Genomic DNA, 12,787 nt, shown 5'->3' on the forward strand with positions numbered 1-12,787 from the left:
GTTTCCAGTAGTTATCCCCCTCCATCGGGCAGTTTCCCAGACATTACTCACCCGTCCGCCACTCGTCAGCGAAGCAGCAAGCTGCTTCCTGTTACCGTTCGACTTGCATGTGTTAGGCCTGCCGCCAGCGTTCAATCTGAGCCATGATCAAACTCTTCAATATAAGTTTGATGCTCGTGAATTAAACTTCGTAAGGAATTACGTGTTCACTCAGAGACTTGGTATTCATTTATTGTCCGACGACATTAAGAATCCATGTCACTATGAGTGCCCACACAGATTGTCTGATAAATTGTTAAAGAGCGGTGCCGCTTCGCTTTTTCTCAGCGGCGCGGGGTGTGAATATTACGCCACCCTGCTACGAAGTCAAGCGTTTAATTTGCTTTCTTCGCCGAAGTTCTCAGGAGAACCTCGCTGACCCGGCGGCTTGCTTGCCGTTGTTCCGTGTCAGTGGAGGCGCATTATAGGGAGAAAATGAGAAGCCGCAAGCATAAAATAGAAAAAACTTTTCGTTCGCCTATTTTTCATCCAACCCTCTTATTTTTGCCTGGTTTTTAAACAAAAACGAGCCCCGAGGGGCTCGTTTTCTTCTTTTTGTGACTTACTGCACTGCCACAATCTGGTCGTCTTTCACTTCCAGGCGGATAGTTTTGCCCGGCAGCAGTTCGCCTGACAAGATTTGCTGCGCCAGCGGGTTTTCAATCTGCTGCTGGATAGCACGTTTCAGCGGACGCGCCCCGTACACCGGATCGTAACCATTTTTACTTAGCAGCTGCAGCGCCTCATCGGAAATAGTGGTTTCATAGCCACGTTCTTCCAGACGCTGATACAGTCGTTGCAGCTGAATCTGGGCAATCGACGCGATATGTGTTTCGCCCAACGGATGGAACACAACAACTTCATCGATACGGTTAATGAACTCTGGACGGAAGCTGTGGCTCACCACGCCCAGCACCAGATCTTTCATATGGCCGTAATCCAGCTCGCCAAAACGCTCCTGAATCAGATCCGAACCGAGGTTCGAAGTCATGATCACCACCGTGTTACGGAAATCGACCGTTCTCCCCTGCCCGTCGGTCAGACGACCGTCGTCCAGCACCTGCAACAGAATGTTGAAGACATCCGGATGCGCTTTCTCCACCTCATCCAGCAGAATCACGGAGTAAGGGCGACGACGTACCGCTTCTGTCAGATAGCCGCCTTCTTCATAGCCAACGTATCCCGGAGGCGCACCGACCAGGCGAGACACGGAGTGTTTCTCCATAAACTCGGACATATCGATACGCACCATCGCGTCGTCGCTGTCGAACATAAAGTTAGCCAGCGCTTTACACAGTTCGGTTTTACCTACCCCGGTTGGCCCCAGGAACAGGAATGAACCGATTGGGCGATTCGGGTCAGACAGCCCGGCACGGCTACGGCGAATCGCGTTCGATACCGCTTCTACCGCTTCGTTCTGGCCAATCACGCGGCTGTGCAGATCCTGCTCCATACGCAGCAGCTTCTCACGCTCACCTTCCAGCATGCGGGCCACCGGAATACCGGTCCAGCGCGCCAGCACTTCGGCAATTTCCGCATCCGTCACTTTATTACGCAACAGACGCATGGTTTTGCCTTCCGACTGGGTCGCAGCTTCCAGCTGTTTTTCCAGCTCAGGGATTTTGCCGTACTGCAGCTCGGACATCCGCGCCAGGTCGCCAACGCGACGCGCCTGCTCAATGGCGATCTTCGCCTGCTCCAGCTCGGCCTTAATTGTCTGCGTACCGGAGAGCGACGCTTTTTCCGCTTTCCACTCTTCTTCTAGCTCAGAGTACTGACGTTCTTTGTCGTTCAGCTCATCGTTCAGCATATCGAGACGTTTTTTACTCGCCTCGTCAGACTCTTTCATCAGCGCCTGCTGTTCCAGCTTCAGCTGGATAATACGGCGGTCAAGTCGGTCCAGCTCTTCCGGCTTGGAGTCAATCTGCATACGAATGCTGGACGCCGCTTCATCGATCAGGTCGATGGCTTTATCCGGCAGCTGACGGTCAGCAATATAGCGGTGAGACAGCGTCGCTGCCGCGACAATTGCCGGGTCGGTGATCTGCACATGGTGGTGCAGCTCATAGCGCTCTTTCAGGCCACGCAGAATAGCGATGGTATCTTCCACCGAAGGCTCTACGACGAACACTTTCTGGAATCGACGTTCCAGCGCGGCATCTTTTTCAATGTACTGACGATATTCATCCAGCGTGGTCGCCCCTACGCAGTGCAGCTCCCCACGCGCCAGCGCCGGTTTCAGCATGTTGCCGGCATCCATTGCGCCGTCGGCTTTACCCGCGCCAACCATGGTGTGCAGCTCGTCGATAAACAGGATGACGTTGCCTTCCTGTTTGGCCAGATCGTTCAGCACGCCTTTCAGGCGCTCTTCAAACTCACCGCGGTATTTCGCCCCGGCCACCAGCGCGCCCATATCCAGCGCCAGCACGCGACGGCCTTTCAGGCCTTCCGGTACTTCACCGTTAATAATGCGCTGCGCCAGCCCTTCGACGATGGCGGTTTTACCGACTCCCGGCTCACCGATCAATACCGGGTTGTTTTTGGTACGACGTTGCAGTACCTGAATGGTACGGCGAATTTCTTCATCACGGCCGATAACCGGGTCGAGCTTGCCCTGCTCGGCACGCTCGGTCAGATCGACAGTGTATTTTTTCAATGCCTGACGTTGGTCTTCGGCACCCTGGTCGTTCACGCTTTCACCTCCGCGCATCTGTTCAATGGCCTGAGTGATATTGGCGGTAGTTGCGCCTGCAGTTTTCAGCAGGTCGGTCAGAGTGCCACGAGACTCAAGCGCCGCCAGAACGAACAGTTCCGACGAAATAAAGTTATCGCCGCGTTTTTGCGCCAGCTTGTCGCACAGATTCAGCACGCGCATCAGATCCTGAGACGGCTGCACGTCTCCCCCGGTGCCTTCCACCTGAGGTAAACGGCTCAGCGCCTGATCGATAGCCGTGCGTAGCTGGCCGGCGTTAATGCCCGCGGACGTTAATAAAGGACGTACCGAGCCCCCTTCCTGATTCAGCAAGGCGCTCATTAAATGAAGAGGTTCGATAAATTGGTTGTCGTGCCCCAGTGCGAGTGACTGAGCATCGGCAAGAGCAAGCTGGAATTTATTGGTAAGACGATCCAGACGCATGACTCCTCCCATATATAGGTCAATTTTGCTACAGGAGATTAAATGAGGTCATCCCTCAATTATTCAAGGTTAAATGACCTGGTCTATGAGAAAAAAATATCTGCCTTCTGGATCGTCTTGATTCTATAGGTTATATCAGCCAGATGAAACTTGCCATACGACCCGTAATACGGTCGCGGCGATATGAGAAGAAATCATCCTTTTCGCTGAGAGTACAGCGGTCCCCGCCGTATATCGCGGTGACGCCGACGTTAGCCAGACGCTGACGCGCGAGCTGATAAATATCGGCGAAGTATTTCTCTCCCACCGGGCGGAACGCGCGTTCAGCGTTGGCGTCTTTCGCCATAAACGCTTCGCGCACCTCCGGGCCCACTTCAAACGCCTGTGGGCCAATCGCCGGGCCAAGCCAGGCCATGATGTTATCCGGGCTGTCTTTGAAGCAGGCTACGGTCTCTTCCAGCACGCCGTCGCACAGGCCGCGCCAGCCGGCATGGGCTGCCGCCACTTCGCTGCCCGCACGGTTGCAGAATAACACCGGTAAACAATCGGCTGTCATCACCGCACACACGGTCCCGGGGGTATTACTGTATGAGGCATCAGCGCGTTTCGAAGCATACGGCTCGCCGGTCAGGTGCAGCACATCTTTGCCGTGCACCTGTTCCAGCCATACCGGTTTCGACGGCAGCTTGCCCGCCGCGAACATGCGCTTGCGGTTCTCTTCAACGTGCTCAAGGTTATCGCCACAGTGCGCGCCGAGATTCAGCGAATCCCACGCGCCTTCGCTGACTCCGCCGACGCGCGTTGAACTACAGGCGGCCACGCCTTGCGGCAGCGGCCATTCCGGGACAATGATTTTGGTCATAGCCAGTCTACGTCATCCTTATGTTCTTCAAAGTCGGCGCGCATCTCAGCGATCAAATCGACCATATCCTGCGGGATAGGCGCGTGCCACTCCATTTCAATCCCCGAGATCGGGTGATAGAGGCGCAGCATGGTGGCATGCAGCGCCTGGCGATCAAACTTACGCAGTGCGGAGATGAACGCATCAGATGCGCCTTTTGGCGGACGCGGACGACCACCGTAGACCTGGTCGCCCACCAGCGGATGGGTGATGTGCGCCATGTGCACGCGGATCTGGTGCGTACGCCCGGTTTCCAGACGCAGTCGCAGACGCGTGTGCACACGGAAGTGTTCCATAATGCGATAGTGCGTTACCGCCGGTTTGCCCATCGGGTGAACCGCCATGTGCGTACGCTTGGTGGGGTGACGGCTAATCGGTTCCTCAACGGTACCGCCCGCCGTCATATGACCAATCGCCACCGCTTCATACTCGCGGGTGATCTCACGCAGCTGCAGCGATTCAACCAGACGCGTTTGCGCCGGAACGGTTTTCGCTACCACCATCAGCCCGGTGGTGTCTTTATCCAGACGATGGACGATGCCCGCGCGCGGTACATCTGCAATCGGCGGATAGTAGTGCAGCAGCGCATTCAGCACCGTGCCATCCGGGTTACCGGCGCCCGGGTGAACCACCAGATCGCGCGGCTTGTTGATGACGAGAATATCTTCATCTTCATATACAATATCGAGTGGGATATCCTGCGCTTCAAAGCGGATCTCTTCGTCGATTTCCGCATCGATAGCGACGGACTCGCCACCCATGACTTTTTCTTTCGGCTTGTCTGAAACTTTGCCGTTGACCTGAACGCGCTGGTCGAGGATCCACTCTTTTATGCGCGATCGCGAATAATCAGGGAACATTTCGGCCAAAGCCTGATCTAAGCGTTGACCGAGTTGTGACTCGGACACCGTTGCGGTGAGTTGTACTCGTTGTGCCATATACAGCTTCTTCGTTAACGTTGGGTTTTTACGGCTTCGCCGTTTAATATAGTGTGCTATTGTAGCTGGTCTTAATCGGGAACAGGAACTGTGAATATCCCGTATAAACATTTTGAGGAAAGTCAAAACGTCATGACGCGCATGAAATATCTGGTGGCAGCGGCCACGTTGAGCCTGGCTTTGGCGGGGTGCTCTGGTTCAAAGGAAGAGGTTCCTGATAGTCCGCCTAATGAAATCTACGCAACTGCTCAGCAAAAGCTGCAGGACGGTAACTGGAAACAGGCAATAACGCAACTGGAAGCGTTGGATAATCGCTATCCGTTCGGGCCATATTCTCAGCAGGTACAGCTGGATCTGATCTACGCATACTACAAAAATGCCGATCTGCCGCTGGCTCAGGCCGCCATTGACCGTTTCATTCGCCTGAACCCGACGCACCCGAACATCGACTACGTGATGTACATGCGCGGCTTAACCAACATGGCGCTGGACGATAGCGCGCTGCAAGGTTTCTTCGGCGTCGATCGCTCCGACCGCGACCCGCAGCACGCCCGTGACGCATTCAACGACTTCTCGAAGCTGGTGCGCGGCTACCCGAACAGTCAATACGTCACCGATGCCAACAAGCGTCTGATCTTCCTGAAAGACCGTCTGGCGAAGTATGAACTTTCCGTTGTTGATTACTACACCGCCCGCGGCGCGTGGGTTGCCGTGGTGAACCGCGTTGAAAATATGATGCGTAACTTCCCGGATACCCAGGCGACTCGCGACGCCCTGCCGAAGATGGAAAACGCCTACCGTGAAATGCAGATGACGGCGCAGGCTGACAAAGTGGCAAAAATCATTGCCGCCAACGGCAAAAGCACGCAGTCCTGATTCAAACTTTCAGAAAGCAAAACGGCAGCCCGATGGCTGCCGTTTTTTTATTCGGTTTAATGATTTGCTGAAGCGGTTTAGCGCCAGGTCATCCTATCAAATATGGCTGTATTTTCGCGAACCGACAAGTAAAAAATCCCTTCTTCCTGTCCTGACTCACAAAATGGATGCACTGACAAAAAGCGACAAAATAATGTGATCTTTATCACACATTTTAACCAAATCCGAGGTATGCTGGAATCACCAAGACGGAAAGACAAGAGGTAAAATTTATGACAATGAACATTACCAGTAAACAAATGGAAATTACTCCGGCTATTCGCCAGCATGTCGCAGACCGTCTCGCAAAATTGGAAAAATGGCAAACCCACTTAATCAACCCGCATATCATTCTGTCTAAAGAGCCACAGGGATTTGTAGCGGACGCCACGATGAATACCCCGAACGGGCATCTGGTCGCCAGTGCGAAACATGAAGATATGTACACCGCCATTAACGAATTGATCAACAAGCTGGAACGGCAGCTCAATAAGGTGCAACACAAAGGGGAAGCCCGTCGCGCCGCAACGTCGGTGAAAGACGCAAGCTTCGTGGAAGAAGTTGAGGAAGAGTAAACTGAACTTTGTACTTTAATGTGTATCGCCAACGCGCCTTCGGGCGCGTTTTTTATTGACAGAACGAAAACAGAACGAGTACTGTAAAACCTCATTACGCTAAGGATTTAGCCAGACAGTGAAACTGCTACCGTTTTTCTTCGCATTCTTTTTTACCTTCCCCTGAATGGGAGGCGTTTCGTCGTGCGATAAAGAATGCGAAGACGAACAATAAGGCCTCCCACACCGGGGGGCCTTTTTTATTGATAACAAGAAAGGCAAACATAATGACTTCGGAAAACCCGTTACTGGCGATACGCGATAAGATAAGCGCCCTCGATGAGAAATTAGTGAGCCTGCTGGCTGAACGTCGTGGCCTGGCCATTGAGGTTGGCAAAGCCAAGCTGGCATCTCACCGCCCGGTGCGCGACATCGATCGCGAGCGCGACCTGCTGGAGCGCCTGATTACGCTGGGCAAAACCCACCAGCTTGACGCCCACTACATCACCCGTCTGTTCCAGCTTATCATCGAAGATTCCGTCCTTACCCAGCAGACGCTGCTGCAGCAGCATCTGAATAAGATTAACCCGCACTCGGCGCGTATCGCCTTCCTGGGCCCAAAAGGTTCCTATTCGCACCTGGCGGCCCGCCAGTACGCCGCTCGCCACTTCGAGCAGTTCATCGAAAGCGGCTGTCTGAAGTTTGCCGATATCTTCAACCAGGTGGAAACCGGCCAGGCCGACTACGCCGTGGTGCCGATTGAAAACACCAGCTCCGGCGGGATTAACGACGTCTATGACCTGTTGCAGCACACCAGCCTGTCAATCGTCGGCGAAATGACGGTGCCCATCGACCACTGCGTGCTGGTGAACGGCACAACCTCGCTTGAGGCCATTGAAACGGTGTATAGCCACCCGCAACCGTTCCAGCAGTGCAGCCAGTTCCTGAGCCATTATCCGCAGTGGAAAATTGAGTACACCGAGAGCACCTCGGCGGCGATGGAGAAAGTCGCGCAGGCCAACTCACCGGCCGTCGCGGCGCTGGGCAGCGAAGCCGGCGGCAAGCTGTATGGTTTGCAGGTGCTGGAGCATTGCCAGGCCAACCAGACGCAAAACATCACCCGTTTCCTGGTGCTGGCGCGCAAGGCAGTCAACGTCTCTGACCAGGTCCCGGCGAAAACCACCCTGCTGATCGCCACCGGGCAGCAGGCCGGTGCGCTGGTAGAAGCGCTGCTGGTACTGCGTAACCACAACCTGATTATGACCAAGCTTGAATCGCGCCCGATTCACGGCAACCCGTGGGAAGAGATGTTTTATCTCGACGTCCAGGCGAACCTGGACGCGCTGCCGATGCAAAAGGCGCTGAAAGAGCTCTCCGGCATTACCCGATCCATGAAGGTGCTGGGCTGCTACCCGAGCGAGAACGTGGTGCCGGTTGATCCGGTTTAACGTTCGATAAAGGGCCGCTTCTTCATTCCTGCCACCGCCACCGGCAGGGTGAAGATCGCCCCGGAGAGCGGATACTGAGCCACCTCCTCCACCGACATATTCTCGCGGGTGGTAGTGATAAATAGCGTGCGCATATCCGCCCCACCGAAGCAAACCATCGTCGGGCAACGCACCGGCAGACGGTACTCAGCAAGCTGTTCCCCCTCAGGCGAGAAACGCGCCACCCGCCAGCCGTCAAACATCGCGCTCCAGTAGCAGCCTTCCTCATCAATGGCCGCCCCGTCCGGGATCCCCTCACCGTCTTTAAACAAGCGGAAAACCTCACGCGTTCCCGGCTCGCCGTCGGCGTCCAGCGGCGTACGATAAATCACTCCGTTTGGCGTATCTGAGGTGTACATCCAGCGTTTGTCCTCGCTGAAGGCCAGCCCGTTCGCACCGTGAATATCACACTGGATCACTTTCGGCTTCAGTTGATTATCCACCCGGACCAGCAGCGCACCGTTGTAGTCACCCGGCCCCCAGAAGGTACCGGCATAAAAACGGCCATCGCGATCGGTACCGCCGTCGTTGAAGCGCGCCAGCTGCGGGTTGCTCGGGTTATCGCAGATTTTATGCTGTAACAGACCACGGCTGTCGGCAAGCCAGATGGCGCTGCGCAGCGCGACAATAAAACCGCCCTTTTCCCGCAGCGCAAAGCAGCCCACCTCTTCCGGAAACTGCAGCACCTGGTGATCGCCCGTCGCGGGCACGTAGCGGTGAATTTCACACTCCATGATATCCGCCCAGTACAGCGCCTGCTCGGCGTCGCTCCAGGTCGGGCATTCCGGCAGATGTCCGGTGTAATCAAACAGCAGGTTTGCGTCAGCCATCGTCTTTATCCCATAAAAAAAGCCAGAGGATTTCCCCTGGCTTTCAAGTATATACAGTTTTCGTTTACTGCCGACTGTCATTCGCCTGGCGCAACAGGACGCGGCTCTCACTCTGGAAACGCTGCGCATAGTCGCCGAACCAGTGCTCTACCTTGCGGAAGCTGTCGATAAACGCCTGCTTATTGCCCTGCTCCAGCAGGCCAATCGCTTCGCCAAAACGCTGGTAGTAACGCTTGATCAGCGCCAGATTGTTGCCGGACGACATAATAATATCGGCGTACAGCTGCGGATCCTGGGCAAACAGACGCCCAACCATCGCCAGCTCCAGACGGTAGATGGGTGAAGAGAGCGCCAGCAGCTGTTCCAGCTGCACGTTCTCTTCCGCCAGATGCAGACCGTAGGCGAAAGTCGCAAAGTGACGCAGCGCCTGGATAAACGCCATGTTCTGGTCGTGCTCTACCGCGCTAATGCGGTGCAGACGCGCGCCCCAGACCTGAATCTGCTCAAGGAACCACTGATACGCTTCCGGCTGGCGGCCATCGCAGTACACCACCACCTGCTTGGCCAGGCTGCCACTGTCCGGGCCGAACATCGGATGCAGCCCGACAACAGGCCCCGCGTGTGCCGACAGCATCGCCTGCAGCGGCCCGGCTTTCACCGACGCCAGATCCACCAGAATACAGTCCGCTGGCAACGGCGGCAGCTTCGCTATCACCTGCTCGGTGACGTGAATAGGCACGCTGACAATCACCATGCCCGCATCCGCCACCATCTCCGGCGCTTTCGCCCAGTCTTCTTTTTCCAGCGTCCGCACCTGATAACCAGACAGGTTCAGCATTTTTTCAAACAGCCGCCCCATCTGACCACCGCCACCGACAATCACCACCGGACGCAGCGACGGACACAGCGTTTTAAAGCCTTTGTCGTTTTCGCTGGAGTAGGATTCGCGCATCACGCGGCGCAGCACGTCTTCAATCAAATCGGGCGGCACGCCGAGCGCCGCCGCTTCCTGACGGCGAGAAGCCAGCATTGCGGCCTCGCGCTCCGGGACGTAAATCGGCAGGCCATACTGGCTTTTCACTTCGCCCACTTCCGCCACCAGCTCCAGACGCTTCGCCAGCAGGCTGAGTAGCGCCTTATCGACTTCATCAATTTGATCGCGTAACGCGGTCAGTTCAGCAACCATACAATCCTCTTACGCCAGACGAGCCGCCAGATGGCCGCGTAAATCCTTGTCGAGCTCACGCAGCAGCGCATCGGTGGCTTCCCAACTAATGCACGCATCGGTCACCGACACGCCGTACTTCATCTCACAGCGCGGCTGCTCGGAAGACTGATTGCCTTCGTGAATATTACTTTCAATCATCAGACCAATAATTGAACGGTTACCGTCCTTGATCTGCGCGACAACGGATTCCGCCACCGCAGGCTGACGGCGGTAGTCTTTATTGGAATTACCATGACTGCAATCTACCATCAGCGACGCGCGCAGTCCCGCCTGTTCCATCTCTTTTTCACACTGCGCCACATCTTCCGGGCCGTAGTTCGGCTTTTTACCACCGCGCAGAATCACATGACCGTCCGGGTTGCCCTGGGTGCGCAGCAGGCAGACCTGGCCGGCCTGATTGATACCCACGAAACGGTGCGGCATGGCGGCCGCGCGCATGGCGTTGATGGCGGTCGCCAGCGAGCCGTCGGTGCCGTTTTTGAAACCGACCGGCATCGACAGACCGGAAGCCATCTCACGGTGCGTCTGCGATTCAGTGGTACGGGCGCCAATTGCCGACCAGCTGAACAGATCGCCCAGGTACTGCGGGCTGTTTGGATCCAGTGCTTCCGTTGCCAGCGGCAGACCCATGCTGACCAGCTCAACCAACAGACGACGGGCAATTTTCAGACCGCTTTCCACATCAAACGAGCCATCCATGTGCGGATCGTTGATAAGCCCTTTCCATCCGACGGTCGTACGCGGCTTTTCAATATAGACGCGCATCACCAGGTAGAGGCTATCGCTGACCTCTTCCGCCAGTGTTTTAAATCGACGCGCATATTCGATGGCAGCTTCAGGATCGTGAATGGAGCAAGGCCCGCACACTACCAGCAGGCGCGGATCGCGACCGGCGATAATGTCAGAAATCGTTGTACGTGACTGGGCGATTTGCGCTTCCTGCTCAACGGTGAGCGGGAATTCAGCTTTCAGCTGATCCGGGGTGATCAATACCTGTTCATCGGCGATATTTACGTTGTTCAGCGCGTCTTTTTGCATGATGGCATTACCTGTTATGGCTCGTTTGCGATAGTTGTTTCCTCAATGAGGTGGACTCACAATACCATAACGAGTAAAGATATCAATCCAAAATCCGCAAATTATTATTTACACCACCCTATTTCAGGCAAAATATTTCGCCTTTATGCGTACATAAATCATTACACTCTAATGAAAGTACATAAAAAAGGGCGAACCGTCATCGTTCGCCCTGGATAAATCACCTTATTCCGCCGCCCGCGATAACGACTGCGTTACCGCGCTGCGCCAGCGTAGCCAGTCGATCGCCATAAACAGCAACAGGCTTGCCCCCATCACCGGCAGCGCCATGCCGATCGCCACGGCGACAACCAGCGTCACAACGCGCGCGGGCAGCGTCAGGGCCAGCCAGCTTTGCGTGAGCGTTTGCAGTGGGCTGACCAGTGGCTGGGCAGGACGCTTAATCCACCACAGGCGATAACCCATCGCGATCGCCACGCACAGCGCCAGACCAAAGACAATCAACAGCAGCTGGTTCGGCAAACCGAACAGAACGCCCATATGGAAATCAACACCCCAGCGCGTCAGCTTCGCCATCAGTGGGAAATCAGCAAACTGCGTGTAATCGACAATCGTCAGCGACTGCGGATCGACCGCCACGGCATCCACCTGCGTCGGCCAGCGTCGGTCGAGCTCAGTCACCGTCCACGCACGATCGGCGCTGCGCGGCGGGCGGATCTCCAGATGCGTCGCATCGATACCGCCGCGCTGGGCAACGTTCAGGACGGCATCGATCCGATCCCAGGCGATCGGCGAGACGTGCTGCATCATCCCACCGGCATGACCGCGATGCTCCGCGTGAGGATCCATCGCCATCATCTCGCCGCCGTGCAGCTGGGTATTGACCTGCGGTGTTAGCCACCCCAATCCAGCGCGCAGCTTATCGACGTTACCACCGGCCCACTGCGACCAGGTTAAGCCGGTGGCGGAGAACAGCAGCATTCCCGCCAGCAGACACCAGCCAAGAGTGACGTGAACGCGGCGCGTATTTTGCAGACGGTTTTTGATGCGCCGCTTGGGACGAGTAAAGCCCCACAGGACAATGCCTCCCAGCGCCGCAACCCACATCCACGAGGCCGCCAGCTCGCTGTACAAACGCCCCATATCCCCCAGCAGCAGCGAGCGATGCGCATAATCAATCCACTGCCGCAGCGGCAAAATACCGCTGGTGCCGTAGACCGTCATATCGCCTTTTACCGCCAGCGTCACCGGATCAACAAAGATAGCGCGGTTTTCCGAGGCCTGAAGCGTCGGGTCGGCGAACATCACCCGCGTGGTTTCACCCGCTTCCAGCGCCGGGCGTACCGCGCTCAGCGTCAGCGGCGCATCCAGCGCGCGTTCCGCCACGGCAATCTGCGCGGCAATGGGCTGGCGCTCACCGTCAATGGTGCCATGGAGCGTATCGTGATACAGCAGGTTTTCCAGCTGTGGGGTGGCCACATACAGCGTCCCCGTCAGCGCCGCCACGAAAATAAAAGGCCCGACGAACAGGCCGATAAAAAAGTGCAGACGGCGTAACAGGTGTACCCATGCCGCCCGCGAGGTGCAGGTTGTCATACTCTTCCTTCGTGCTTGCATAACAAAATATACGTAGATGCAAAGCAAGGTAGCCCGGCCGAGCGCAGCGACGCCGGGAAATACCCGGAGTCAATGCAACATGCGCAAGCAGATTTGCATCGCTA

The 12,787-nt window shown here is 56.0% G+C and carries 11 protein-coding genes, 1 rRNA gene and 1 other annotated feature; of the genes, 4 read left to right on the forward strand and 8 right to left on the reverse strand.

Annotated elements, in window-relative coordinates; genetic code table 11:
• From ACK5JN_RS16310 to rluD, 4 genes are all read right to left on the reverse strand, one after another.
• Positions 1 to 163: ribosomal RNA gene (locus ACK5JN_RS16310) — 16S ribosomal RNA — on the reverse strand; the annotation flags it as partial.
• Between the two features lie 438 nt (positions 164 to 601).
• Positions 602 to 3,175 carry an ATP-dependent chaperone ClpB gene (clpB, locus tag ACK5JN_RS16315; protein WP_416871133.1) on the reverse strand — a complete coding sequence of 858 codons (2,574 nt, stop codon included), beginning with the start codon at positions 3,173 to 3,175 and terminating at the stop codon, positions 602 to 604.
• A gap of 130 nt (positions 3,176 to 3,305) precedes the next feature.
• Positions 3,306 to 4,037 carry a purine nucleoside phosphorylase YfiH gene (gene yfiH / locus ACK5JN_RS16320; protein ID WP_416871134.1) on the reverse strand — a complete coding sequence of 244 codons (732 nt, stop codon included), beginning with the start codon at positions 4,035 to 4,037 and terminating at the stop codon, positions 3,306 to 3,308.
• Entirely contained in the window at positions 4,034 to 5,014 is a 981-nt protein-coding gene (gene rluD / locus ACK5JN_RS16325; protein ID WP_416871135.1) for a 23S rRNA pseudouridine(1911/1915/1917) synthase RluD, read from the reverse strand. Before rluD ends, yfiH begins: the two co-directional genes overlap by 4 nt.
• 132 nt (positions 5,015 to 5,146) lie before the next feature.
• On the opposite strand from rluD, the gene bamD reads away from it, so the two are divergent.
• The 4 genes from bamD to pheA all read left to right on the forward strand — a co-directional run bounded on the left by bamD (position 5,147) and on the right by pheA (position 7,931).
• Entirely contained in the window at positions 5,147 to 5,890 is a 744-nt protein-coding gene (bamD, locus tag ACK5JN_RS16330) for an outer membrane protein assembly factor BamD (protein ID WP_416871136.1), read from the forward strand.
• A gap of 272 nt (positions 5,891 to 6,162) precedes the next feature.
• On the forward strand, positions 6,163 to 6,504 hold the full coding sequence (gene raiA / locus ACK5JN_RS16335) for a ribosome-associated translation inhibitor RaiA (RefSeq protein ID WP_064543378.1): 342 nt from the start codon (positions 6,163 to 6,165) through the stop codon (positions 6,502 to 6,504).
• Positions 6,505 to 6,621: 117 nt separating this feature from the next.
• Positions 6,622 to 6,747: a sequence feature (Phe leader region), on the forward strand.
• The gene (gene pheL / locus ACK5JN_RS16340) at positions 6,623 to 6,670 is read left to right on the forward strand and encodes a pheA operon leader peptide PheL (RefSeq protein WP_121497579.1); all 48 of its coding nucleotides are present in this window, start codon (positions 6,623 to 6,625) and stop codon (positions 6,668 to 6,670) included. (Overlaps the previous feature by 48 nt.)
• Positions 6,748 to 6,770: 23 nt before the next feature.
• The gene (gene pheA, locus ACK5JN_RS16345) at positions 6,771 to 7,931 is read left to right on the forward strand and encodes a bifunctional chorismate mutase/prephenate dehydratase (RefSeq protein ID WP_416871137.1); all 1,161 of its coding nucleotides are present in this window, start codon (positions 6,771 to 6,773) and stop codon (positions 7,929 to 7,931) included.
• Here the strand turns inward: pheA and ACK5JN_RS16350 are convergent.
• The 4 genes from ACK5JN_RS16350 to ACK5JN_RS16365 all read right to left on the reverse strand — a co-directional run bounded on the left by ACK5JN_RS16350 (position 7,928) and on the right by ACK5JN_RS16365 (position 12,662).
• Positions 7,928 to 8,800 carry an SMP-30/gluconolactonase/LRE family protein gene (locus ACK5JN_RS16350; RefSeq protein WP_416871138.1) on the reverse strand — a complete coding sequence of 291 codons (873 nt, stop codon included), beginning with the start codon at positions 8,798 to 8,800 and terminating at the stop codon, positions 7,928 to 7,930. The genes pheA and ACK5JN_RS16350 overlap by 4 nt on opposite strands.
• Before the next feature lie 64 nt (positions 8,801 to 8,864).
• Positions 8,865 to 9,986 (reverse strand): bifunctional chorismate mutase/prephenate dehydrogenase, encoded by a 1,122-nt coding sequence (gene tyrA / locus ACK5JN_RS16355; RefSeq protein ID WP_416871139.1) that lies wholly within the window; start codon positions 9,984 to 9,986, stop codon positions 8,865 to 8,867.
• A gap of 9 nt (positions 9,987 to 9,995) precedes the next feature.
• Positions 9,996 to 11,066 carry a 3-deoxy-7-phosphoheptulonate synthase AroF gene (aroF, locus tag ACK5JN_RS16360; protein WP_416871140.1) on the reverse strand — a complete coding sequence of 357 codons (1,071 nt, stop codon included), beginning with the start codon at positions 11,064 to 11,066 and terminating at the stop codon, positions 9,996 to 9,998.
• A 225-nt stretch (positions 11,067 to 11,291) separates the two neighbouring features.
• Complete coding sequence (locus ACK5JN_RS16365; protein ID WP_416871141.1) at positions 11,292 to 12,662, reverse strand: PepSY-associated TM helix domain-containing protein; 1,371 nt, start codon at positions 12,660 to 12,662, stop codon at positions 11,292 to 11,294.
• Positions 12,663 to 12,787 lie beyond the last annotated feature (125 nt).

It is taken from the genome of Kluyvera sp. (assembly GCF_047971185.1).
GTDB lineage: Bacteria > Pseudomonadota > Gammaproteobacteria > Enterobacterales > Enterobacteriaceae > Kluyvera.

Bases quoted from the DNA above. Each gene is read 5' to 3' on its own strand.
- clpB (WP_416871133.1), bottom strand. From the start codon at position 3,175: ATGCGTCTGGATCGTCTTACCAATAAATTCCAGCTTGCTCTTGCCGAT.
- yfiH (WP_416871134.1), bottom strand. From the start codon at position 4,037: ATGACCAAAATCATTGTCCCGGAATGGCCGCTGCCGCAAGGCGTGGCC.
- rluD (WP_416871135.1), bottom strand. From the start codon at position 5,014: ATGGCACAACGAGTACAACTCACCGCAACGGTGTCCGAGTCACAACTC.
- bamD (WP_416871136.1), top strand. From the start codon at position 5,147: ATGACGCGCATGAAATATCTGGTGGCAGCGGCCACGTTGAGCCTGGCT.
- raiA (WP_064543378.1), top strand. From the start codon at position 6,163: ATGACAATGAACATTACCAGTAAACAAATGGAAATTACTCCGGCTATT.
- pheA (WP_416871137.1), top strand. From the start codon at position 6,771: ATGACTTCGGAAAACCCGTTACTGGCGATACGCGATAAGATAAGCGCC.
- ACK5JN_RS16350 (WP_416871138.1), bottom strand. From the start codon at position 8,800: ATGGCTGACGCAAACCTGCTGTTTGATTACACCGGACATCTGCCGGAA.
- tyrA (WP_416871139.1), bottom strand. From the start codon at position 9,986: ATGGTTGCTGAACTGACCGCGTTACGCGATCAAATTGATGAAGTCGAT.
- aroF (WP_416871140.1), bottom strand. From the start codon at position 11,066: ATGCAAAAAGACGCGCTGAACAACGTAAATATCGCCGATGAACAGGTA.
- ACK5JN_RS16365 (WP_416871141.1), bottom strand. From the start codon at position 12,662: ATGACAACCTGCACCTCGCGGGCGGCATGGGTACACCTGTTACGCCGT.